This window comes from Pseudomonas sp. FP1154 (genome assembly GCF_030687245.1).
GTDB classification, from domain to species: domain Bacteria; phylum Pseudomonadota; class Gammaproteobacteria; order Pseudomonadales; family Pseudomonadaceae; genus Aquipseudomonas; species Aquipseudomonas rhizophila.
The window spans coordinates 4,523,155-4,546,045 of sequence record NZ_CP117465.1 but is presented as its reverse complement, the minus strand read 5'-3'; the positions used below and the strand labels follow the sequence as shown (position 1 = coordinate 4,546,045).

Genomic DNA, 22,891 nt, shown 5'->3' with positions numbered 1-22,891 from the left:
AATCAGTCTTCGCTGTCGGCCTGGCGGCGTTCAGTGGCTTCTTTGGGCTCGGGTTGCTGGGCGTCTGGTTGCCCCCCGGCTTGTAGCGTGGTCGTCTGCTCAGTTTCGTGCAGGCTAGGGAAGGGGAGATTAGGAATCTCGTGCATATCGCGCTCCTCGCAAAGTCTGTTGGTAGATCTGGTAGATCCGCGCTTTTAAAAAGCTTGGGCAGGATACAGCAGAAGAAATGACAAAAAGACTTTTAAGTTCCGTTGCGGCGACAAAAGGGCTTGTCTGGACAGGACATGTCCAATCATCAAACGCCTGCTACCGGTCGTCGCGAAGGCTCAAGAATACGCCCGGCGGGTCGATGGTTTGTACATATCCCGCATTCGGTTGCGACACTGCAAACCACGAACATGGAGGTCGGGACGTGTCGTCCGTGAGCTTGGCTCTTTCTTCTTTTCAAGAGATTTCCCTCCATGTTTCTACAAAAATCCCTGAGAGCGCAGATTCTCGCCTTGCTCAGTGGCAGCCTGCTGGCGATGTTGCTGATTGCCCTGGCGTCTTTCCATTTCCTCTCCAACGGCGTCCAGAACTATCGCAACCTGATCGATGGCCCGTTGCGTGCGTCGCAGTTGATCGATGAGGCCAACCTGCAATTCAAGGTGCAGGTCCAGGAATGGAAAAACGTTCTGCTGCGCGGCAAGCAGCCGGCAGACCTGGCTAAATACTGGAAGCAGTTCGAAGATCGCCAGCATGATGTCCAGGGTATTCTTGGCCAGTTGATCGCCCTTGAAGGGGTTGCGACACCCATCAAGACTCGGATTGAGGGGTTGCGAGACGAACACCGTCAATTGGGTGCGGCCTACCAGAAGGGCCGTGATGCGTTTGTGACGGCGGGCGGCGATGCGGCGGCGGGTGATGCGGCGGTCAAAGGTGTGGACCGCGCGGCCAGCGAGCAAATGAGTGCGCTGGTGGTGGAGTTGCGCAAACTTGCCAGCGAACAATCGGCGCAGATCAGTGCCGGTGCCGATCGCACGATTATGCTGGGCACCGTGATCATGCTGGTTTCCGGCCTGCTGATCGGGCTGTTCAGCCTGTGGCTGGTCAATCGCAACCTGGTGCAGCCGATCCGCAACCTGATCGAATACGTGACCCAACTGAGTCGCGGCCGTTTCGCCGAGCGGGTAGTCAGCAACCGGCAGGACGAATTGGGTGACCTGGCGCTGGCCGCCAATACCCTGCGCGACTTTCTCGCCGAAACCTTCTCGCGTCTGCAGCGCAGTGCCACGGAACTGGACAGTGCCAGCGGCGAGCTTAATGCCATCGCCAGCCTGATGAGCCAAGGCACCAGCGAGCAATTCGAACGCACCGACCAGGTGGCGACGGCGATGAACGAAATGTCCGCCACCGCCCAGGAAGTCGCTCGCCATGCCGCCGACGCGGCACAGGCCGCCGATGACGCCGATCACTCGGCGCAGCAGGGCGAGAAGGTCATGCAAGGGACCATTCATACCATCACCCGCATGCGCGGTGAAATCGCCAACACGGCCACGGTTATCCGCCAGTTGGAAACCGATAGCGGGCGCATTGGCAAGGTGCTGGAAGTCATCCGCGGTATCGCCGAGCAGACCAATCTGTTGGCCCTCAACGCTGCCATCGAAGCGGCCCGGGCTGGCGAGGCTGGACGCGGTTTCGCGGTGGTTGCCGATGAGGTGCGCAGTCTGGCCCAGCGCACCGCCTCGTCCATCATCGAGATCAACCAGATTATCCAGACCGTGCAAACCGGTGCGGTGGACGCAGCCCAGGCCATCGAGAGCGGTCAGTCGCGCAGTGAAGAAAGTGTGGAGCAGGTGACTCAGGCCGGTGTGATGCTCGAACGCATTACCCAGGCCGTGGAAGCGATTCGCGACATGAATCGTCAGATCGCCACTGCCGCAGAAGAGCAGACCTCGGTGGCTGAAGACATCTCGCGCAACCTGACCGAAATCACCTGCATCGCCAGCACTAACCTGGACAATGTACAGCGCACCGAAGCCGCGAGTCGGAACCTGCACGGTTTGTCAGGGCAGTTGAATGAAGTGACGGCGCGGTTGAGTGCCTGACGGTCGACGGTCGTTAGCGGTAGTTGTCGATAGATGCAAAAAAGCCGCGCAACCCTGAGGTTGCGCGGCTCATTTTAGTGACCAATTAACGGTCTTGCTTGTCGCTCAGGACTTTGCCGGTAGTTGCGTCAAAGTCTACATCCCACTCTGTGCCATCGGCCATTCTCAGTTCAACTTCATATTCATAACCGTTGAAGTGGTTATCCAGGTCGGTGTCGGTGATGGTTGCGCCTGGGTGCAACTTCAGGGCTGCTTGGTTCATCTCTTCCAGCGGCTTGATTTTTCCGCTCTTGACCAACTCAGGAATCTGGTCGACTCGAACATCAGCCTGGGCCAGGCCGGCGGTGAGGGTCAGGGCTGCGGCGGTGAACAGGGCAGTCAAAGTTTTCATGTGTTCTTTCCTTGCTGTGATTAAGGGGTGTGTCGTTTAAGTGGGTTCAGATTAACTGTGGCAACTTAATTCACCCTTAATTCAGTAACCGTTGTTCTCCAGCACCTGCGCCACGCTGCCTGTTTCGGGACGCTTCAAGTATTTGAGCAGTTCGCTGGCGCGGTTGGTAAAGATGCCATCCACTCCGGCCTCCAGCACTTTTCTGAAGTCCACCGCTTCATCCACCGTATAAACGTGCACCAACAAACCCTGGTCATGGGTGTATTGGTTCATCCACGGCTGCACCAGATCCGAATAACTCTGGCTGCCGCCTTGAGTCAACGCGGCGGACGGCCCGGTGCCGATAGCGCCTTGTGCCTTGGCGAATTGAACCCATTGTTCAAACTCGGCGTTGTCCTTGGGCTGCTGTTTGGCGTAATAGGCCGCCTTGTCCGTTTCGCCGGACTCGGCAAACGTCACCTTCGACTTGGCCTCGATGTAGCCATCGCCCACCCACAACAGCAGGACTTTTGGCACGTTCGGCATTTCTTTTTGCAGCAGTTCGAGGCTGCTCTTTTCGAAGGTTTGCAACACCACCTTGCCTTTGCCCTGACCTACACCGGTGGCGCGTTTGGCGAGCTTGGAGCCCGACGGGCTCAACCAGCCGCGGTCATGCAGTTTATCCTTCAAGTCGCGCTCGATGCCGGGGAACAGCTTCGGCTCCTTGGTTTCGATGTACAGCCCCGGTTTGTGCAGCGGGTTGCCTTCGGCGATGTTGATGACTTCATCGAGGGTCAGAATCTTCAGGCCCACGAACGACGGGCGGGCGCGGTCCGGGTAGGCGGTGTTGAACCAACTGCCGGCATCGAGGGTTTTGAGTTCCGCCATGGTGAATTCGTTGGCGGTGCTGTCCTTGCGCTCGGGGAATTTGGTCGCGACATCGGTGGTGCGCAGCAGGCTGTCGTCGTGCAGCACGAACAGTACGCCGTCCTTGCTGCGTTGCAGGTCCAGTTCCAAGTAGTCGGCGCCCAGGTCGCGGGCCAGTTTGTAGGCCGCGGCGGTGGTTTCCGGCGCGTCAAACGAGGCGCCGCGGTGGGCGATCACCGCTGGGTGAGGAATGCCCTGAAGGGCCGCGAGGGACTTGGGGGGCGCGGCTTCGCCGGCCTGTGTCTGGCCGAAGCCAAGCAGCAGGCTCAGCATCAGGGCACTACGGGTGAAGGTGACAGGCATGCTCGAGATCCTTTCGTGGGTTTCGCAAAGACCTATCTTTTAACAACTGAACGTTCCTGGCGCTATCGCTATACCGACATAAAAATGCGCAAAGCAGATTTTTCCCACGCTTTTCCAGGTCGCTTTGCAGTACGCTTGGCCGCACCAGTTTCCCCGGCAGAGGGAAACCCGAAGACAGCATCCAATTGCCCTGCGTGTAAACCATCGATCAGACGTCCTGCGGGACGCATCCATGAGGTTTACCATGCGCACCACTTCGACATTCATCTGCCAGGCCGCCGACCAGCTCAAGGGTTTTGTCGGCCTGAACCGCAAAACCGGCCAGTACATCGTGCGCTTCAGCGAAGATGCCTTTGGCATGGACGTGGCCGACGACGGCATCATCCCCACCTGTGAATTTGTCTGGACTCCGGCGGCAGACGGCACCATGGCCCTGAGTCGCCAGCGCATCCAGTTGCTGCTGGACCAGAACATCGACGACCGGATCAACCTCACCGAACCGCTGCGGGTTTACATGGCCCGTAGCGACCTGCCGGAGATTGTTGCAGTGCGTCAGTTGGTGGAAGGCTAAAGCCACGCCGACTATGAATGGGCTGAAAAAAAACTGTGGGAGAAAGGCTTGCCCGCGATGGCGGCGGCACATTCAGCACTGATGCAAGCTGACCCAGCGCTATCGCGAGCAGGCTCGCTCCCACAAGGGATTTGCGGTGCGCACCGAATCGGTTAGCCCTGAAAAACCACTGTGGGAGCAAGGCTTGCCCGCGATGGCGGCGGCACATTCAACACTGATGCAAGCTGATCTGCCGCTATCGCGAGCAGGCTCGCTCCCACAAGGGATTTGCGGTGCGCACCGAATCGGTTAGCCCTGAAAAACCACTGTGGGAGCAAGGCTTGCCCGCGATGGCGGCGGCACATTCAACACTGATGCAAGCTGATCTGCCGCAATCGCGAGCAGGCTCGCTCCCACAAGGGATTTGCGGTGAACACCGAATTGGGTAGCCCTGAAAAACCACTGTGGGAGCAAGGCTTGCCCGCGATGGCGGCGGCACATTCAGCATGGATGCAAGCTGGCCCAGCGTTTTCGCGAGCAAGCCCGCTTCCACAAGGGATTTGAGGTGGACACCGAATCGGGTAGCCCTGAAAAACTAATGTGGGAGCGAGCCTGCTCGCGATGACGGCGGCACATTCAGCATGGATGCAAGCTGGCCCAGCGCTTTCGCGAGCAGGTTTTGTAGGCTGGCATCAGGTTTGGCGCTGGAAGGCATAGTCCCGTTCGACCTTGCACACCCGCGTGTGGCAATGGGCGTACCAGGTCGAGCGACCGCGTTCGCGGATTGCGCGGTGTTCGGGGTGCTGTTTCCAGGCCAGGATCGCCGCTTCGCTGCTCCAGTAGGACACGGTGATGCCCAAGCCGTCTTCGCCACGGGCCGACTCGACGCCGAGGAAGCCCGGCTGCTCTTGAACCAGAGTCAGCATGCGCTCAGCGGCTTGGGCGTAACCCTGGTCCCCCTCAGTGCGCAGGGAGGTGAAAATCACCGCGTAATACGGGGCGCTCATGATGCTGTCCTCCGGCAAGCCTCGACAAACGCACTGACCAGCGGCGGCACACGTCCTTCCAACGCTGCGCGCTCAGGCTGGAACAGGGTCGCGACAAAAAAAGGATGATCAGCCAGCTCCACGGCCCGTAAATCGCCAGCCGAATCCCGGGCCACGGCGTGCAAGCGGTCACTCAGCAAGTCCCGCTCAAACTGTGGATTGACCCCAAAGCTGCACCGATATCCTTCGAAAACCTTAAGGCGACCATAGGCCTTGGCAATCAACGAATCGGCGTCAAGCTCAAGACAGTCGATGGTTTCGATCAGCGCACAGCTTAACGGCGTCAGCAGTGCCCGTTCAGCCTCGGGAGCTGTTTCGCCATGGGCTGCGTCGGCCCAGCCCTTCACATTGCGCGCGTATTCCAGCACGGTATGCTGAAAACCGCCGCAGGTGCCGAGGAAAGGGCGACGCTGTTCGCGGGCAAAACGAATGGCTTGCAGCGCGCCATTTTCGTTTCGGTAAGGGCTGCCGGGCACGCACCAGACCCCGTCGAAACCATTCAGGACGGCGCTGTCGGTGATGAGGTCGGTGCCCAGCCATTGAAATCCAATGTGATGACCGGTTTGCTTGCTGGCCAGTTCGAGTGCGATGGGGATGGCCCGATGGGCCGTTATTTGAGGGTCATAGTCGCCGACCAGGGCGATGTGCAAAGAACGCTGGTTTTCCATGAGAGGCTCGCCGCTTGTTGATTCCTGGTCGCCACTATAGATTGGCGTTCACGCAATCAATATTGGCGTTTGCCCAAGTGATCAATGCATCGACGCACTATCGTCTGGACTATCCCGATCTGTCCCTGATCCTGGCGCTGGTCCGTGGCGGCTCGCTGGCCCGGGCCGCGCGCTTGCTGCACGTGGATGTGTCCACGGTCTTCCGCTCGGTACGGCGGCTGGAGGCCGCCCTGGGCCAACCCTTGTTCGAAAAAAGCCGTGCAGGGTATTTGCCCACGAGCCTGGCCCAGGCGCTGGCTGAGCAGGCCGAGCGCGCCGAACAAGCGTTGGAGGCGGCGCGTATCGGGGTGGAGCAGGGCGGTGAGGTCGTCAGCGGCACGGTGCGCCTGACCTGCACTGACTCGGTCCTGCAAGCATTGTTGCTGCCGGCCCTGGCGCGGTTCATGCCTGCTTACCCGGCGCTGTTCCTTGAGCTGAGCACCTCGAACGACTTTGCCAACCTGAGCCGCCGCGACGCCGACATCGCCTTGCGACTGACCCGTACGCCGCCGGAACATCTAGTCGGGCGGCATCTGGGTAATGTGGTTTATCGGGCATGTGCCGACACCCGCTATCTGCGTTCGGTAAATACGGATGATCTGGCCGCCATGACCTGGATCGCGCCGGATGACTTTCTCCCCGATCACCCCACTGTGGCTTGGCGCCGTCAGCATCTTCCTGGCGTGGTGCCGGCCTATCGCTGCAACAGCATGCTTTCGGTCACCGAGTTGGTTCGAGCCGGGCTGGGCGTGGCGGCGTTGCCGGACTTTCTAATCGGCGAAAACAAGGGCCTTACGCCCATTGGCGAACCGCTGGCGGGGTATGACACGGCCCTTTGGCTGCTGACCCGGCCCGACTGTCGCGCCTTGCGCTCAGTGGTGACATTGTTCGATGAACTCAGGTGCAATCTGCGCTTGCACTGACTTTTGTCCAACAGGGCGTTGATGGCTCAATCGAGGATGATCTCCCGGCGGTATAGTGACTTGAGCCCCAGCCTCAGGCAGAGAACATCATGATGACAGAATCGTCGCAGCCCACTTCCACAGCACCTGTTGATCACTTGCGTTTTCATCGTCCCCACGCGCATTTGGGGCCGACCTTTGGTAATGACCGCTTTGCGCTACGCGCGGAGGCATTCGCGCGTTTTTTCGGGACACCCATGTTCCTGGGGGCGCAGACCTTGATCGTGTTGATCTGGATAAGCCTGAACATGTTGGGTGTGGTTCATTTCGATGCTTACCCGTTCATCTTGCTGAATCTGGCGTTCAGCCTACAGTCGGCCTACGCCGCCCCGCTGATCCTGCTGGCGCAGACACGCCAGGCCGCGCGGGACAAGGCCCAAGCCGAAGCGGATGCTCAACATCGCGAAGCACTGGCCATTGCCAACAGTGAGCGCCAGGCCCAGGCAGCACAGAACACGGCGCAATTGCTCGAGTTGTTGGAGCAGAACACCCGCCTGACGGAAATGACCAAGGCATTGACCGAGCGCATCGACTGCCTGACTACCGAGATGCACGAGAAATTCGTGAGCAAGCCATCGATGCCGTAATCCGTTTCTGCGGTGGTAGCGACACTCAGACCTGATAGCGGGCCAGGAACATGTCGAGGGCCGATTCAACCACCTGAGTCTGTTCATCCTGGGTCAGGCACGGCTGGCCCATGGAAATTTGAGGCCAGAAGGCGAACGTCTTGATCAGCCCGTGCATCTGTTGCGCCGCAAACGCCGGCTCCACGGCTTTCAACCGACCGTCGGCCTGGGCCTGGCGAATCCACACGGTCAAACCTTCTTCGCGCTGACCCATGCGCGCAACCATATCCTGGGCTCGCTCGGGCGAATGAATCGTCGCGGCAATGGCGATGCGCGCCAGATCGAGAAAATTATCGTCTGCCAGCATGTGCAATTTGGCTTGCAGCAGCTTTCGAAGCTGCTCACGCAGGGGCTGCTCCGGGCTGTAGGCCATGTCCTGTTCGGCGGTAATGCTGTTCCACAATCGATTCAGAATTTCCGCAAACAACTCCTCTTTGCTGGGGAAGTGGTTATACACCGTGCGCTTTGACACACCCGCCGTCGCCGCGATCTTGTCCATGCTGGTGATCTCGAAACCGCTGCTACGGAATTCGGCAATCGCGGCCTGGAGGATGGATTCGCGTTTTCGCTCGGTGAGGCGCTGCGGCGGTACGGTCATGGTTAATCATCATCTGGAGAAGGGAAGTTACACTTGGCAGTTTACTTGCTCTCGGGATTGCTGCAATCTACAAACTACACCGAGTAGTGTAGTTTTCAATCAGGCGGCTGAGCGTGCATGCAACGGCCATTAGCGTCCCACAACGGCGAAGCGCAATTGCGACGACGTCCTTGGAGTTTTCGCATCATGACCATTTTTTCTTCGACTGACAGCCCTGCGGTGCTTCCTTCATCCCAGCAGGAGCAAGGAAAGTACCGTAACCACGCCCCTACACCGCGCCAAGGGCTCGGCCAGATGCTACGCATCATGTGGAACATGATCTTCCACAAACCGCGCAACACCCGTCCTGCGGGCACCATCGAGGTACAACCGCTGACGCGCGCCGACCTGCTGGCCGCGCCGAACAACAGTGTTTTCCGCCTCGGTCATTCCACGGTGCTGCTCAAACTGCGAGACAAGTTCTGGCTGACCGACCCGGTTTTTTCCGAGCGCGCTTCCCCCCTGCAATGGGCTGGCCCCAAGCGCTTCCATCAGCCGCCCATCAGCCTGGAACAGCTGCCGCCAATTGAAGCGGTGATTCTTTCCCATGATCACTACGACCATCTCGATCATCAGGCCATCCTCCAACTTGCCGCCAAGACACGGCATTTCCTGGCCCCTCTCGGGGTAGGCGACACCCTGATCAAATGGGGCATCGACGCCAGCAAGGTGCGTCAGCTGGACTGGTGGCAGAGCACCGAAGTGGACGGCATTGAATTCATCGCCACACCCTCCCAGCACTTTTCCGGTCGCGGGCTGTTCGACGGCAACAGCACGTTATGGGCTTCGTGGGTGATGATCGATGGCGCCACCCGAATCTTCTTCAGCGGCGACACGGGCTATTTCGACGGTTTCAAACGCATCGGCCAGCAATACGGCCCATTCGACCTGACGCTGATGGAAACCGGCGCCTACAACGTCGAATGGCCGCACATCCACATGCAACCGGAGCAAACCCTGCAGGCGCATATCGACCTCAAGGGCCGCTGGTTGCTGCCGATCCACAACGGCACGTTCGATTTGTCGATGCATGCCTGGTACGAACCCTTCGATCGCATCCTGGCCCTGGCCTGGGAGCGCAACGTCTGCATTGCCACCCCGCAAATGGGTGAAGCCTTCAGCCTCGCGCAACCGCAACGTGGCCGCGCCTGGTGGCTGGACGTGGAACCCTCGGCTTATCAAGACCAGCCCGATATGGCCTGACCCTCGACGCATCGATCATTCGATCATTCGATCATTGCGTAGTCTGGCCGCCCCATCGGATCCGGCGTGGCGCCTTTGATATTCATGCCGCGCCCAGGCGCAAAGCCCGGGAAGAACACCAGGCCTTCGGCTTCCAGCCGAAAGGCCAGGGCCAGGCGGGTGACATCAAGTAGCTCGCCCCCCGCTTCGAAGCGCCGGATGGCCTGGGTCGAGACTCCAGACTGCCGTGACAATTCCTCGACACTCCAGCCCAGCATGGCTCGAGCCTGCGCGCTGTGGGCAGGGGTGAATTGATAGACAGCGATGCGTTCCAGGGTGGTTTTGATTGCGAGCGAGGCCATGGGAGTTCTCCAAAGCTGTGGATTCAAAAAATACTGTGTTTTTGTACAGTTGTTTTGAATCCTGATCAATCTCATTTTTTTGATCAATGACCGGTGGTCTTTTCCAGCCAGGCACTCGGTGCGTGACCCAGCACCCGGCGAAACATGGTGGAGAACGCTGCGGGGCTGTCGTAGCCCAGATCCAGGGCAATACGGGTTACCGAATCGCCTACGACCAATCGAGACAGCGCCGACATCACACAGGCCTGTTGTCGCCATTGGCTGAAACTCAACCCGGTTTCCCGGCTGAACAGCCGATTGAACGAGCGCAGGCTGATAGGCAACTGTGCCACCCATTGCACAGGTGAGACGTGGGCGTTGGGGCGTTTCAGAAACTCCTGGCACAGGCCGAGCAGGCGTGGGTCCTTGGGCAGTGGCAGGTGCAACGGCAAATGAGTGCTGCGCAACAGTTCGTGCAGCAACAGATTGATCAGCGCGCCGTCGCGTCCGGCCTCGTCGTATTCCGGCGCAAGCTCCACGGCTTCCAGCAGCAACTGGCGCATCAGGGGCGACACGCTGATGACTTGGCAACGGGCGTCCATGGCCGTCACCGCGGCCGGTTCGATGTACACGCTGCGCGTGCTGACCCCCAGCATCAGCACCTCATGGGCAACCCCGGGCGGGATCCATACCGCCCGTTGCGGCGGCACCACCCAATTACCGTCTTCGGTGCGGACGTGCATCACACCAGTGGCGCCATACAGCAACTGCGCCCGGCGATGATGGTGCGAGGGCAGTAAATGTCCGTGGGGGTAGTCGGTGCCAATGGCGACGACAGCCCTGGGGATCGCATCCAATAAATCGATCGAAGTGTTGCGCATCGAGGGGCTACTCATCATTGGCGTAAACGCAAACATTATTGGCCTGTTTGCTAGAGCGGGCCAAGCTTCGCTTATCTAACGTGGGGCGCCTCCCATTTCACGGATTCGCCTCGATGTTCTATGTATTGCTTGCGTGCTTCGGCTGCCTGAGTGGCGTAACGGCGGTGTTGTTCGGCTTTGGCGGCGGTTTCGTCGTGGTGCCTTTGATGTATCGCATGCTGATGGCCCATCACTCGGGTGACGCCATCGGTGAATCGGCCATGCACATTGCCGTCGCCACCTCGACCTGCGTCATGATCGTCAACGCCCTGGTCGCCACCGGAAAACACCAGCGTGCCGGTCAACTGATTCGTCATTACCTGTGGCCGTTCGGCGTTTTCATTGCGCTGGGGGCGGTTTTCGGCGCAGCGGCCGCCACTTGGCTCAATGGCGAGATTATCCGCTACGCCTTCATGGCTTACCTGGGCCTGACCATCCTGGACTGCCTGCTGCGGCGAGGTTTTCTGACACGCGCCAGCGATGCCGTCCTACGACCTTTGGCGCCAATGGAGACCGCGTTGGGCGGCACAACCATCGGAATCATCGCCACAATGCTGGGCGTCGGCGGCAGCGTCATGACCGTGCCACTGCTGCGCCGTTGTGGCCTGAGCATGTCCCAGGCCACGTCGATGGCCAATCCACTGAGCGTGCCCGTCGCGTTGGCCGGCACCGTCACCTACATGGCCTTGGCCAGCTTCACCGGGACAGACTTCGGCCCGTGGTTTGTCGGTTACGTAGACTTGCTGGCCTTTGTTGTGCTCACACTCGGCGCGCTACTGGGCATCCGTCTGGCAACACCATGGATCGGGCGGATACCGGATCGGCTGCATGCGCGGGTGTATGTAGGGTTGTTGATGTTTGTGATGGTTGGGATGTGGCTGGGGTAGGGTAGCTATTGACCAGCCAACCCCGGCGCTTCCCGAATAATGAAGTGATCCAGGTTCTCGATATTGGCGCTGAACACCCCGAACGTCTGCTCGGGGTTTTTCTTGCTCGGCACTTGTTTCAGCTCCGGCGTCACGCCATAAAAGAAGCAATACAACGGCGCGTCACTCTCGATGGCGTGCTTGATCTCTTCCAGAAACGCTTTGCGTTTGCGGTAGTTGTCGATCAGCTTCTTGCTCAGGTAAACGTTCACCGAGTAAGGCTTCTTCTTCGCCTCGTCCGGTTGCTTGAACCAGACCTTTACTTCGAAGTCGATGCGAAAGCTCTGGGTGTAATCCTTGATCTGCTTGATCTTGCCCCAGTAAATCAGCCCCTTGTTGTCCAGCAGGTACTCGATCTTCTTGAAGAACGATCCATAGGGCGCCGTGTGCTCGCCAATTTTCAGCGGCATGCGCTTGAGCAGTTCCCTGTCCGCGAAGTTCGACACAAAACACTCCACCGGATGGGCGAAGACGCTGGTCTTGTCCGGCGCTGAATCACGGCTCGGGTGCTCGACATGGCTGGCGGCTGAAGGCTCTCGCTCATCGCGCAGAACGTCCGCCACCACCGTCGGGCTGGATGGCTTGCGCACATACTCACGCCGAGTCAGCAATAATTCCGACGGAAAATGCTCCTCCGGACCGTCATCCGTTTCCCCGCCCTCCGTCTCCAGGCCTGATGCCGGAGTCTTCAGGCTGACATAAGGACAACCCTCGATATGCCGCGTGCTGGGGATGTTCTTGAAGTGCGGCGTGCGCACGTAATTCACGTTCTTGGCGTTGAACGTCCCCAACACATTCGCCGCATCAAACGCCACCCGACAGGCATCGTTGGGGCACTGGAACTGTTCCTTCGCGGAATCGAATGCCACTGTCTCGTCGAAATTCAAATCGCGCACGTCATAGATCGACAGCTTGTCGTCGAGGCTGAGGCAGTAGGCGAGGTCGAATTTCATCGGGGCTCGGGTCCAGGAGGGGGAAATGTATTAATAGCGAAGGGCAGGGCCGGTTGCACTCAAAGTTTCAGCACACCACCAAAAACTGTGGGAGCGAGCCTGCTCGCGATGCCCAAAATCCCCCGGCCATCAAGCCTGCCGATAACCTGTGACCTGACACCAACCCGTGGCGAGGGAGCTTGCTCCCGCTGGCTGCGTAGCAGCCCCAATTCCATATCACCAACAAAAAACCGCCGCCTGAACAACGGACAACGGACGACGGCTTCTGATGGAATCTCAAAACCCTCGCAAAATCCGAGAAGCTTTCCGCCACCAATGCGCAACGATTCTGAGTTTTTCCTAGGGCAAAGGTTGCTTGGCTGCCCTGAGTTAAACTCGATATCGGCTCTTATAGAAAACAAAAAACCCCGTTTTCACGGGGTTTTTATTTAAGCGTGCAGCCTAAGATTTTTCTTTCGAATCAATCCCAGCTCAAAGCCCCACCCGTCTGATACTCAATCACCCGAGTCTCAAAGAAGTTCTTCTCTTTCTTCAAGTCCATGATCTCGCTCATCCAAGGGAACGGGTTCGTCGTCCCTGGATACTCTTCCTTCAGACCAATCTGCGACAGGCGACGGTTAGCGATGAACTTGAGGTAGTCCTCCATCATCGCCGCGTTCATGCCCAGCACGCCGCGAGGCATGGTGTCGCGCGCGTATTCGATCTCCAGCTGAGTCCCTTGCAGGATCATCTGGGTCGCTTCTTCCTTCATCTCGGCATCCCACAAGTGCGGGTTTTCGATTTTGATCTGGTTGATCACGTCGATGCCGAAGTTCAGGTGCATGGATTCGTCGCGCAGGATGTATTGGAACTGCTCGGCGACGCCGGTCATTTTGTTGCGGCGGCCCATGGAGAGGATCTGGGTGAAGCCGCAGTAGAAGAAGATGCCTTCCAGAACGCAGTAGTAGGCGATCAGGTTGCGCAGCAATTCCTTGTCGGTGTCCGGGGTGCCGGTTTCGAACTTCGGATCGGAGATCGAACGGGTGTATTTCAGGCCCCAGGCGGCTTTTTTCGCGACCGATGGGATCTCGTGGTACATGTTGAAGATTTCGCCTTCATCCATGGCCAGCGATTCGATGCAGTACTGGTAGGCGTGGGTGTGGATCGCCTCTTCGAACGCCTGGCGCAGGATGTACTGGCGGCATTCGGGGTTGGTGATCAGGCGGTACACGGCCAAGACCAGGTTGTTGGCAACCAGGGAGTCGGCGGTGGAGAAGAAGCCCAGGTTGCGCATCACGATGCGGCGCTCGTCGTCGGTCAGGCCTTCCGGGGTTTTCCAGAGGGCGATGTCGGCGGTCATGTTGACTTCTTGCGGCATCCAGTGGTTTGCGCAGCCGTCCAGGTACTTCTGCCAGGCCCAGTCGTATTTGAATGGCACGAGCTGGTTGAGGTCGGCGCGGCAGTTGATCATGCGCTTTTCATCGACGGCGACACGGGCGGAGGCGCCTTCGAGTTCGGCGAGGCCTTCGGCGACGTCGAGTTTGTCGAGGGCGGCCTTGGCGCGAATGATCGCGGCCGAGTCGCTGGCCGTCACGGCCCGGGCTTCGAGGGCGGCGGCACCGCCGGCGCTGTCGAGGCGGTCCATGTTGGCTTCAGAAGCGTGGCCGGCGTTGGCGCCTTTTACAGCGACTTCGCCGTCTTCTTTGTCGAATTCGTCCCAGCTCAGCATGACGTGTTGTCTCCTGCGTGAGGGCCAGATGCCCGTTGAAGGCCTACTGGCCGCGGTGGATCTTGGAAAATCGTTTGTTGCAGCAGCTGACGCAGGCAATAAACAGAAAAATGTACGGGTCGTTCTGAAGCGGCTGTGAGCGCGAGGAGGCAATGGGCCTCTGCGTGGGCTTCAGGCTGGTTTGACTCCCTGTAAGGGAATATTGCAGGCCCGTTTAAGGCGGCATTATAAGGACTTTTTTGCCTACGTGCTGCGGCGAAATAGCCCACGGAGGAGGTCGCGGGCGGTATATCCGCGTGGGAGCAAGGGTTTACAAGGCTTTGGCCGCTGAAGATTTTTTTTGCATGGGTCGGGTGACGGTATTTTTTGATCAAAAAAACGAGCGTTTTTTGAGGTTTTGCACTACATGTTGTGTTTGCAAGGGCTTTTTGATGGTTACAGACACAACCAAGCCCGATCAAAATCGGGCTATGGAAAATGCCATTTATGATCAACCGATATGTGCCGAACCGGTGTGGTCATAGCCATCTTCAGCGACAGTAGCGGAGCCGGTGCGGTCGTAGCCATCCTCGGCAACGGTGGCCGAACCGGTTCGGTCGTAACCGTCTTCAGCGACAGCGGAGCCGGTGCGGTCATAACCGTCGGCGGCAAAGGTCTGGGCGGCCAGGACGGACAGGGTCAAGGCAAGGATCAGTTTGGTTTTCATGGAGGTTGCTCCTGGTTCGTTTAAGTTGATCAGCCGTTGGAGCAGCCGGTGCCCATGACGCTGTAGCGCAGGATGTGGCGCTGGCCTTTGGAGTCGTCGTATTCCATCTTGGCCGGGACCACTTCGCAGACGTTCGGGATGTCGCTCATGGAGATGACTTTGGCGATGTCCAGGTGGGTGGAGTAGGTGTACTCCTCAATGGCTGGTTTTTGCTGTGCAACGTCGGTCGGGGCCTCATCTGCCATCGCGGTGACGCTAAGGCCAGCGAGGACCAGAACCCATAAAGCTTTCATCTGTTTCACCTTTTTTGAGGTCGAGTGGGGTCACGCAACCTTTTTGGGGCTGCGTGTGGAACAGGTTTTGGGAGTTGGATTAACGGCCTTCGTGGGGGCTGTGTTGCGTTAATCGTGTTTGCCGGTTGGCGAGGTGGATTTTAGGGGGTGGGGGTAATCGCAAAAAGACCGGGTTTTGATAAACACTGTTGGTTGATCTGGTAATAATCGTTGCAGAGTCCGGTGGCTGTCTGTGCCATCGATGTTGGATGTGCCGCCGCTATCGCGAGCAGGCTCGCTCCCACAGGGGAGCGGCGTTGGACACAAAGCAAGCGTTCAGTGGAGATCAATTGTGGGAGTGAGCCTGCTCGCGATGGCGGTGTGTCAGTCAATATCAATGCAAACTGATCCACCACCCTCAGGAGCAAGCCCACTCCCACACAGGAAAAGGCCTGCTGGCAGGGGGTTGCACGTTAGTACCGACATTTTGTAGGGACTTGTTACTACCATCGTCGAATGGTTCTATAGGCTCGCCCCGGCTACAACGGGTACATACAAAAACAACTATGTCACCGAGGTAAGAAAGATGAGTGCGGCTTCTCTGTATCCCGTTCGTCCCGAGGTAGCGGCTAACACGCTGACTGACGAGGCGACCTACAAGGCCATGTACCAGCAGTCGGTGGTCAACCCGGATGGTTTCTGGCGCGAGCAGGCCAAGCGCCTCGACTGGATCAAGCCTTTCACCACGGTGAAGCAGACGTCCTTCGACGATCACCATGTCGACATCAAGTGGTTTGCCGATGGCACCTTGAACGTTTCCTACAACTGCCTCGACCGTCATCTGGCCGAGCGCGGCGATCAGATTGCGATCATCTGGGAGGGCGATGACCCTGCCGAGAGCCGCAATATCACCTATCGCGAGCTGCATGAAGAAGTCTGCAAGTTCGCCAACGCCCTGCGCGGCCAGGACGTGCATCGCGGCGACGTGGTGACGATCTACATGCCGATGATCCCCGAAGCCGTGGTCGCCATGCTGGCCTGCACCCGGATCGGCGCGATTCACTCGGTAGTGTTCGGCGGTTTCTCGCCGGAAGCACTGGCCGGTCGGATTATCGACTGCAAATCCAAAGTGGTGATCACTGCTGACGAAGGTATTCGTGCAGGCAAGAAGATCCCGCTCAAGGCCAACGTCGATGATGCGTTGACCAACCCGGAAACCAGCAGCATCCAGAAAGTCATCGTGTGCAAGCGCACGGCTGGCAACATCAAGTGGAACCAGCACCGTGACATCTGGTACGAAGACCTGATGAAAGTGGCCGGTACCGTTTGTGCGCCGAAGGAAATGGGCGCTGAAGAGGCGCTGTTCATCCTCTACACCTCCGGTTCCACCGGTAAGCCAAAGGGCGTGCAGCACACCACCGCCGGTTACCTGCTCTATGCGGCCCTGACCCATGAGCGCGTGTTCGACTACAAGCCGGGCGAAGTCTACTGGTGCACCGCCGACGTCGGCTGGGTCACCGGCCACAGCTACATCGTCTACGGCCCGTTGGCCAATGGCGCGACCACGCTGCTGTTCGAAGGCGTGCCGAACTACCCGGACATCACCCGTGTGGCCCAGGTCATCGACAAGCACAAGGTCAATATTCTCTACACCGCGCCGACCGCCATCCGCGCGATGATGGCCTCGGGCACCGCCGCTGTCGAAGGTGCCGATGGCAGCAGCCTGCGCCTGCTGGGTTCGGTGGGCGAGCCGATCAACCCGGAAGCCTGGGACTGGTACTACAAGAATGTCGGCAAGGAACGTTGCCCGATCGTCGACACCTGGTGGCAGACCGAAACCGGTGGCGTGCTGATCAGCCCATTGCCGGGTGCCACGGCGTTGAAGCCGGGTTCGGCCACGCGTCCGTTCTTCGGCGTGGTGCCAGCGTTGGTGGACAACCTTGGCAACCTGGTGGAAGGCGCGGCCGAAGGCAACCTGGTGATCCTCGATTCGTGGCCAGGCCAGGCGCGCACGCTGTACGGCGACCACGACCGCTTTGTCGATACCTACTTCAAGACCTTCAGCGGCATGTACTTCACCGGCGACGGTGCGCGTCGTGACGAGGACGGCTACTACTGGATCACCGGTCGGGTGGATGACGTGCTTAACGTCTCCGGCCACCGCATGGGCACGGCCGAGATCGAAAGCGCCATGGTTGCCCACCCGAAAGTCGCCGAAGCGGCGGTGGTGGGTGTGCCGCACGACATCAAGGGGCAGGGCATTTATGTCTACGTGACCCTCAATGCCGGCGAAGAAACCAGCGAGGCCTTGCGTCTGGAACTGAAGAACTGGGTGCGCAAGGAGATCGGTCCGATTGCCTCGCCAGACGTGATCCAGTGGGCCCCGGGCCTGCCGAAAACCCGTTCCGGCAAGATCATGCGCCGCATCCTGCGCAAGATCGCCACGGCGGAATACGATGGGTTGGGTGATATCTCTACCTTGGCTGATCCGGGTGTGGTGGCGCATCTGATCGAGACGCACAAGACCATGAACGTCGCCTGACGGTAGCCCGTAACACCGAAAAGCCCCGCCCGGTTTTGCCGAGCGGGTTTTTTTTATGGTCGCTAACGCCAGAAGAGTTTGACGTGTGGTGCCTTTGTGGCGAGGGAGCTTGCTCCCGCTCGGCTGCGCAGCAGTCGTAAACCGGCCAATGCGGTATGACTGAACGACCGCTGTGCCTGGCTTTGGGGCTGCTGCGCAGCCCAGCGGGAGCAAGCTCCCTCGCCACGGGTTCGATGGATGAATAAATATCGGCGTTTAAAGTAGGAGGGGGCTGAACGTTACCGGTGTTTCGGAATGTGTAACCAAAGGCGCCACAACGGGGCGATGTGAAACGCGAAGCCCCGTTATAGGGCGGTTCCAGGCGTCTTGGAAAACAAGGCGACACGCTGTGCTTGCCGGATTAGAAGGGTTTGCGAATAATGGGCCCGCAATTTGCAGCATAGATCGGTTTCCTTTCTTTTGCTCTTGCATGAATTTGCGGGGCTGTCAATGCGCTCAGGTCGCGTTTTCTGTGCTTCTGTAATTTGTTGTCGCATTGAAGAAATATCGGCTTCGGGCCTGTCGTTAGAATGCCGATCACTCGCTCGTCGTGAGCTGCGTTGAATTGACGCACGCTTTCTTAGGACGCAGCACTAAAGTTCGTTCCACCCATTCGCATATTGGGCTGTTGCTCACTCTGCCGTTTTTGCCCTTTCCCGATGGAGTCCCAAGATGAAGAAACTTGTGCTGCTTGGCGCCCTGGCACTGTCCGTGCTGTCCCTGTCGACATTCGCCGCAGAAAAGCCCCTGAAAATCGGTATCGAAGCGGCTTACCCTCCGTTCGCCTCGAAGGCCCCGGACGGCAGTATCGTCGGTTTCGACTACGACATCGGCAATGCACTGTGCGAAGAGATGAAGGTCAAGTGCGTGTGGGTCGAGCAGGAATTCGACGGCCTGATCCCGGCGCTCAAGGTGCGCAAGATCGACGCGATTCTGTCGTCCATGTCGATCACTGAAGATCGCAAGAAGTCTGTTGATTTCACCAACAAGTATTACAACACCCCGGCTCGTCTGGTGATGAAGGCCGGCACTCAGATCAGCGAGGGCCTGACCGAGCTCAAGGGCAAGAACGTCGGCGTGCAGCGCGGTTCGATCCACGAGCGCTTCGCCCGTGAAGTCCTGGCCCCGCTGGGTGCCGAGATCAAGCCGTACGGTTCGCAGAATGAAATCTACCTGGACCTGTCCGCCGGCCGTCTCGACGGCACCGTGGCAGACGCTACCCTGTTGGATGACGGTTTCCTCAAGACCGACGCCGGCAAGGGCTTTGCGTTCGTGGGCCCGGCCTTCACCGACGTCAAATACTTCGGTGACGGCGTAGGCATCGCGGTTCGCAAGGGTGATGCCCTCAAGGACAAGATCAACGGCGCGATTGCCGCCATTCGCGAGAACGGCAAATACAAGCAAATCCAGGACAAGTACTTCGCCTTCGATATCTACGGCCAGTAACAACGTCCCGCCACTCGTGCGAAATGGCGCAAGCAACAGGATCTCTGCGGTTTGCGCCATTTTTTCATCCCACTCTCGAGGACCTGAATCATGTTGAAAGGCTACGGGGCTGTCATCCTCGATGGCGCATGGTTGACGCTTGAGCTCGCCTTGTCGTCCATGGCCCTGGCCATTGTCCTGGGGCTGATCGGCGTCGCGTTGCGCCTCTCGCCAGTGCGCTGGCTGGCGTGGCTGGGTGACCTGTATTCCACGGTCATTCGCGGCATTCCCGACCTTGTGCTGATCCTGCTGATTTTCTATGGCGGCCAGGACCTGCTCAATCGCGTGGCGCCGATGCTCGGTTATGACGATTACATCGACCTGAACCCGCTGGCGGCCGGCATCGGTACCCTGGGGTTTATTTTCGGTGCGTACCTGTCGGAAACCTTTCGCGGCGCGTTCATGGCCATCCCCAAGGGGCAGGCCGAGGCGGGCATGGCGTATGGCATGAGTGGGTTCCAGGTGTTTTTCCGGGTGATGGTGCCGCAGATGATTCGCCTGGCGATCCCGGGGTTCACCAACAACTGGCTGGTGTTGACCAAGGCCACGGCGCTGATTTCGGTGGTGGGCCTGCAAGACATGATGTTCAAGGCCAAGCAGGCGGCGGATGCCACCCGCGAGCCTTTCACCTTCTTCCTGGCAGTGGCGGCAATGTATCTGGTGATTACCAGTGTCTCGCTGCTGGCATTGCGTCAACTCGAGAAGCGCTACTCGGTAGGCATAAGGGCGGCTGATCTATGATCTTCGACTACAACGTCATCTACGAAGCCTTGCCGCTGTACTTCAGCGGCCTGCTGACCACCTTGAAGCTGCTGGCCCTGTCGCTGTTCTTCGGTCTGCTGGCGGCGTTGCCCCTGGGGCTGATGCGGGTGTCCAAGCAGCCGGTCATCAACATGACCGCCTGGCTCTATACCTATGTGATTCGCGGCACGCCGATGCTGGTGCAGCTGTTTTTGATCTACTACGGATTGGCGCAGTTCGAAGCCGTACGCGAGAGCTTCCTCTGGCCGTGGCTGTCCAGCGCGACCTTCTGTGCCTGCCTGGCCTTTGCCATCAATACCAGCGCCTACACCGCCGAAATCATCGCCGGCAGCCTGCGCGCCACGCCTAACGGTGAGATCGAGGCGGCCAAGGCCATGGGCATGTCACGCTACAAGTTGTATCGCCGGATCCTGCTGCCATCGGCCCTGCGCCGGGCACTGCCGCAGTACAGCAACGAAGTGATCATGATGTTGCAGACCACCAGCCTGGCCTCCATCGTGACCCTGATCGACATCACCGGTGCCGCGCGCACGGTGAATGCGCAGTACTACTTGCCGTTCGAGGCTTACATCACGGCCGGCGTTTTCTACCTGTGCCTGACTTTTATCCTGGTGCGCCTGTTCAAGCTGGCCGAGCGCCGCTGGCTGGGTTACCTGGCCCCGCGCAAGCACTGATAACGCATCGATCCGATCGACTGCTCAACGACTGACGTTTTGTGAGAACCGACCGCATGTACAAGCTCGAAGTCCAAGACCTGCATAAACGCTATGGCAGTCACGAAGTGCTCAAGGGTGTGTCCCTCAAGGCCGCCGCCGGCGATGTGATCAGCATCATCGGCTCCAGTGGTTCGGGCAAAAGTACCTTCCTGCGTTGCATCAACCTGCTTGAGCAGCCCCATGCCGGCAAGATTCTGCTCAACAACGAAGAGCTGAAACTGGTGGCTGGCAAGGATGGCGCCTTGAAGGCCGCCGACCCCAAGCAACTGCAGCGCATGCGTTCGCGGCTGTCGATGGTGTTCCAGCATTTCAACCTGTGGTCCCACATGACCGCGCTGGAAAACATCATGGAAGCGCCGGTGCATGTACTGGGCGTGGCCAAGGCCGAGGCGCGCGAAAAGGCCGAGCACTACCTGAACAAGGTCGGCGTGGCGCATCGCAAGGACGCCTACCCGGGCCATATGTCCGGCGGTGAACAGCAGCGCGTGGCGATTGCCCGGGCGCTGGCGATGGAACCGGAAGTCATGCTGTTCGACGAGCCGACTTCGGCCCTTGATCCGGAACTGGTGGGTGATGTGCTCAAAGTGATGCAGGCCCTGGCGCTGGAAGGCCGGACCATGGTGGTGGTGACCCACGAAATGGGCTTTGCCCGGGAAGTGTCGAACCAACTGATCTTCCTGCACAAAGGCATCGTTGAAGAAAGCGGCAACCCGCGCGAAGTGCTGGTCAATCCGCAATCGGAGCGGCTGCAACAATTTCTTTCGGGCAGCCTCAAGTAATCGCTCCCGTTACGCACCTGATTCAGGTCATGCTGCGCATCGCGCGCCAGATGGTCTAATTTGGTTGCAGCCGCTTTTGGCTTTAACACTGTTTTCGCTTCGGATTGCCCACCATGACTGCCCATCGAATTGGTTTCCTGATTTGGCCCAGCACTAAAGCCTTGACGCTGGCGCTGGCCGAGGAGGCCTTGCGTGTTGCTCAGCGGGTGCATCCGGATGTCGTCTACGAATTGTCGTTTTTGCAGGCCGAGCCGCAGACCGAAGGCGCCTGGCAGCTACCGGGCGAACCCTGGGCCGGCAAGCTTGAAGGTTTCCAGAAGCTGTTTCTGCTGGCTGACGAACCCCCGACCGCTCTTGCGCCACCCCTGAGCAGCGCGCTCAAACAGCTGGTGCGTGCCGGTTGTGTGATTGGCGGTTTGTCCGCCGGTGTCTACCCGTTGGCCCAACTGGGTCTTCTCGATGGTTTCCGCGCCGCCGTGCATTGGCGCTGGCAGGACGACTTTTCCGAGCGTTTCCCCAAGGTCATTGCCACCAGCCATCTGTTTGACTGGGACCGCGATCGCCTGACCGCTTGCGGTGGCATGTCGGTGCTCGATCTGCTGCTGGCTGTGTTGGCGCGCGATCACGGCGCGGAACTGGCCGGCGCGGTCTCGGAAGAACTGGTGGTCGAGCGCATCCGCGAGGGGGGCGAGCGCCAGCGCATCCCGTTGCAGAACCGTCTGGGCTCCAGCCATCCGAAGCTCACCCAGGCCGTACTGTTGATGGAAGCCAACATCGAAGAGCCGCTGACCACCGACGAAATTGCCCAGCATGTGTGCGTGTCCCGTCGCCAGTTGGAGCGGATTTTCAAGCAATACCTCAATCGCGTGCCGAGCCAGTACTACCTGGAACTGCGTCTGAACAAGGCGCGGCAGATGCTGATGCAGACCAGCAAATCGATCATTCAGATCGGCCTGTCCTGCGGCTTCTCCTCGGGGCCGCATTTTTCCAGCGCCTATCGCAACTTCTTCGGCGCCACGCCCCGGGAAGACCGCAACCAGCGGCGCAGCAGCAGCCCATTCGAATTGTCGTCGGTGCCGTCCGAACGGGGCTAGGGCCGGCGCCTCCTCTGTAAGGACGGGGGTATGTAACCCTGTGGCGAGGGGATTTATCCCCGTTGGGTTGCGAAGCAACCCCAAGACAGTCAACCCAATCTATCTGGCACACCGAATTGCCTGCTTTAGGGTTGTTTCGCAACCCAGCGGGGATAAATCCCCTCGCCACAAGGTTTTGCATGCCCAGGGAAATGTAGAAGCCAACGCCTAAAATCCCGCGACAACGTTTAAACTGCGCCTTTGCGACGCTA

General features: G+C 59.0%; 24 protein-coding genes. 12 read left to right on the top strand and 12 right to left on the bottom strand.

The window, feature by feature from the left end; all coding sequences use genetic code 11:
* Nucleotides 1–2: 2 nt before the first annotated feature.
* Entirely contained in the window at nt 3–146 is a 144-nt protein-coding gene (locus PSH91_RS20425; protein ID WP_172833788.1) for a hypothetical protein, read from the bottom strand.
* Nucleotides 147–461: 315 nt separating this feature from the next.
* On the opposite strand from PSH91_RS20425, the gene PSH91_RS20420 reads away from it, so the two are divergent.
* The gene (locus PSH91_RS20420; protein ID WP_173406640.1) at nt 462–2,087 is read left to right on the top strand and encodes a methyl-accepting chemotaxis protein; all 1,626 of its coding nucleotides are present in this window, start codon (nt 462–464) and stop codon (nt 2,085–2,087) included.
* A gap of 85 nt (nt 2,088–2,172) precedes the next feature.
* On the opposite strand, the gene PSH91_RS20415 is transcribed toward PSH91_RS20420, so the two are convergent.
* Together PSH91_RS20415 and PSH91_RS20410 are read right to left on the bottom strand one after the other, a co-directional pair.
* Nucleotides 2,173–2,478 (bottom strand): PepSY domain-containing protein, encoded by a 306-nt coding sequence (locus PSH91_RS20415; RefSeq protein ID WP_047226970.1) that lies wholly within the window; start codon nt 2,476–2,478, stop codon nt 2,173–2,175.
* 81 nt (nt 2,479–2,559) lie between these two features.
* On the bottom strand, nt 2,560–3,687 hold the full coding sequence (locus tag PSH91_RS20410; protein WP_047226969.1) for a glycerophosphodiester phosphodiesterase: 1,128 nt from the start codon (nt 3,685–3,687) through the stop codon (nt 2,560–2,562).
* Between the two features lie 244 nt (nt 3,688–3,931).
* On the opposite strand from PSH91_RS20410, the gene PSH91_RS20405 reads away from it, so the two are divergent.
* Complete coding sequence (locus PSH91_RS20405) at nt 3,932–4,258, top strand: DUF2025 family protein (RefSeq protein ID WP_047226968.1); 327 nt, start codon at nt 3,932–3,934, stop codon at nt 4,256–4,258.
* A gap of 671 nt (nt 4,259–4,929) precedes the next feature.
* On the opposite strand, the gene PSH91_RS20400 is transcribed toward PSH91_RS20405, so the two are convergent.
* A complete protein-coding gene (locus PSH91_RS20400; protein ID WP_047228802.1) occupies nt 4,930–5,244 on the bottom strand; it encodes an antibiotic biosynthesis monooxygenase in 315 nt (104 codons plus the stop codon).
* Entirely contained in the window at nt 5,241–5,951 is a 711-nt protein-coding gene (locus PSH91_RS20395; RefSeq protein ID WP_076383731.1) for a CTP synthase, read from the bottom strand. Before PSH91_RS20395 ends, PSH91_RS20400 begins: the two co-directional genes overlap by 4 nt.
* 14 nt (nt 5,952–5,965) lie before the next feature.
* Between PSH91_RS20395 and PSH91_RS20390 the strand changes: the two genes are divergently transcribed.
* Entirely contained in the window at nt 5,966–6,913 is a 948-nt protein-coding gene (locus PSH91_RS20390; RefSeq protein WP_305466611.1) for a LysR family transcriptional regulator, read from the top strand.
* Between the two features lie 92 nt (nt 6,914–7,005).
* A complete protein-coding gene (locus tag PSH91_RS20385) occupies nt 7,006–7,539 on the top strand; it encodes a DUF1003 domain-containing protein (RefSeq protein WP_047228806.1) in 534 nt (177 codons plus the stop codon).
* A gap of 25 nt (nt 7,540–7,564) precedes the next feature.
* Here PSH91_RS20385 and PSH91_RS20380 read toward each other — a convergent pair whose 3' ends face one another.
* The gene (locus PSH91_RS20380; RefSeq protein WP_047228799.1) at nt 7,565–8,176 is read right to left on the bottom strand and encodes a TetR/AcrR family transcriptional regulator; all 612 of its coding nucleotides are present in this window, start codon (nt 8,174–8,176) and stop codon (nt 7,565–7,567) included.
* Between the two features lie 186 nt (nt 8,177–8,362).
* On the opposite strand from PSH91_RS20380, the gene PSH91_RS20375 reads away from it, so the two are divergent.
* Nucleotides 8,363–9,418 (top strand): MBL fold metallo-hydrolase, encoded by a 1,056-nt coding sequence (locus tag PSH91_RS20375; RefSeq protein ID WP_047228798.1) that lies wholly within the window; start codon nt 8,363–8,365, stop codon nt 9,416–9,418.
* A gap of 23 nt (nt 9,419–9,441) precedes the next feature.
* On the opposite strand, the gene PSH91_RS20370 is transcribed toward PSH91_RS20375, so the two are convergent.
* Both PSH91_RS20370 and PSH91_RS20365 read right to left on the bottom strand, forming a co-directional pair.
* Nucleotides 9,442–9,759 carry a helix-turn-helix transcriptional regulator gene (locus tag PSH91_RS20370; protein ID WP_047228797.1) on the bottom strand — a complete coding sequence of 106 codons (318 nt, stop codon included), beginning with the start codon at nt 9,757–9,759 and terminating at the stop codon, nt 9,442–9,444.
* A gap of 83 nt (nt 9,760–9,842) precedes the next feature.
* On the bottom strand, nt 9,843–10,619 hold the full coding sequence (locus tag PSH91_RS20365; RefSeq protein ID WP_047228796.1) for a helix-turn-helix transcriptional regulator: 777 nt from the start codon (nt 10,617–10,619) through the stop codon (nt 9,843–9,845).
* A gap of 113 nt (nt 10,620–10,732) precedes the next feature.
* On the opposite strand from PSH91_RS20365, the gene PSH91_RS20360 reads away from it, so the two are divergent.
* Complete coding sequence (locus tag PSH91_RS20360) at nt 10,733–11,545, top strand: sulfite exporter TauE/SafE family protein (protein WP_305466606.1); 813 nt, start codon at nt 10,733–10,735, stop codon at nt 11,543–11,545.
* A 5-nt stretch (nt 11,546–11,550) separates the two neighbouring features.
* Here the strand turns inward: PSH91_RS20360 and PSH91_RS20355 are convergent, their stop codons facing one another.
* From PSH91_RS20355 to PSH91_RS20340, 4 genes are all read right to left on the bottom strand, one after another.
* A complete protein-coding gene (locus tag PSH91_RS20355) occupies nt 11,551–12,537 on the bottom strand; it encodes a hypothetical protein (RefSeq protein ID WP_305466604.1) in 987 nt (328 codons plus the stop codon).
* A gap of 460 nt (nt 12,538–12,997) precedes the next feature.
* Nucleotides 12,998–14,245 carry a ribonucleotide-diphosphate reductase subunit beta gene (locus PSH91_RS20350; RefSeq protein WP_025215114.1) on the bottom strand — a complete coding sequence of 416 codons (1,248 nt, stop codon included), beginning with the start codon at nt 14,243–14,245 and terminating at the stop codon, nt 12,998–13,000.
* A gap of 490 nt (nt 14,246–14,735) precedes the next feature.
* Nucleotides 14,736–14,951 carry a hypothetical protein gene (locus PSH91_RS20345; protein WP_047228793.1) on the bottom strand — a complete coding sequence of 72 codons (216 nt, stop codon included), beginning with the start codon at nt 14,949–14,951 and terminating at the stop codon, nt 14,736–14,738.
* 29 nt (nt 14,952–14,980) lie between these two features.
* Nucleotides 14,981–15,244: a DUF2790 domain-containing protein gene (locus PSH91_RS20340; RefSeq protein ID WP_047228792.1), complete on the bottom strand. Its 264-nt coding sequence runs from the start codon at nt 15,242–15,244 to the stop codon at nt 14,981–14,983.
* Nucleotides 15,245–15,809: 565 nt separating this feature from the next.
* On the opposite strand from PSH91_RS20340, the gene acs reads away from it, so the two are divergent.
* The 6 genes from acs (at nt 15,810) to argR (ending at nt 22,640) form a co-directional block, all read left to right on the top strand.
* On the top strand, nt 15,810–17,765 hold the full coding sequence (gene acs / locus PSH91_RS20335; protein ID WP_047228791.1) for an acetate--CoA ligase: 1,956 nt from the start codon (nt 15,810–15,812) through the stop codon (nt 17,763–17,765).
* 711 nt (nt 17,766–18,476) lie between these two features.
* Nucleotides 18,477–19,250 (top strand): ABC transporter substrate-binding protein, encoded by a 774-nt coding sequence (locus PSH91_RS20330; protein ID WP_047228790.1) that lies wholly within the window; start codon nt 18,477–18,479, stop codon nt 19,248–19,250.
* A gap of 90 nt (nt 19,251–19,340) precedes the next feature.
* The gene (locus PSH91_RS20325) at nt 19,341–20,030 is read left to right on the top strand and encodes an ABC transporter permease (RefSeq protein ID WP_047228789.1); all 690 of its coding nucleotides are present in this window, start codon (nt 19,341–19,343) and stop codon (nt 20,028–20,030) included.
* On the top strand, nt 20,027–20,725 hold the full coding sequence (locus PSH91_RS20320) for an ABC transporter permease (RefSeq protein WP_047228788.1): 699 nt from the start codon (nt 20,027–20,029) through the stop codon (nt 20,723–20,725). Before PSH91_RS20325 ends, PSH91_RS20320 begins: the two co-directional genes overlap by 4 nt.
* 56 nt (nt 20,726–20,781) lie before the next feature.
* Complete coding sequence (locus PSH91_RS20315) at nt 20,782–21,546, top strand: ABC transporter ATP-binding protein (protein WP_047228787.1); 765 nt, start codon at nt 20,782–20,784, stop codon at nt 21,544–21,546.
* Nucleotides 21,547–21,659: 113 nt separating this feature from the next.
* Nucleotides 21,660–22,640 (top strand): transcriptional regulator ArgR, encoded by a 981-nt coding sequence (gene argR / locus PSH91_RS20310; protein ID WP_047228786.1) that lies wholly within the window; start codon nt 21,660–21,662, stop codon nt 22,638–22,640.
* Nucleotides 22,641–22,891 lie beyond the last annotated feature (251 nt).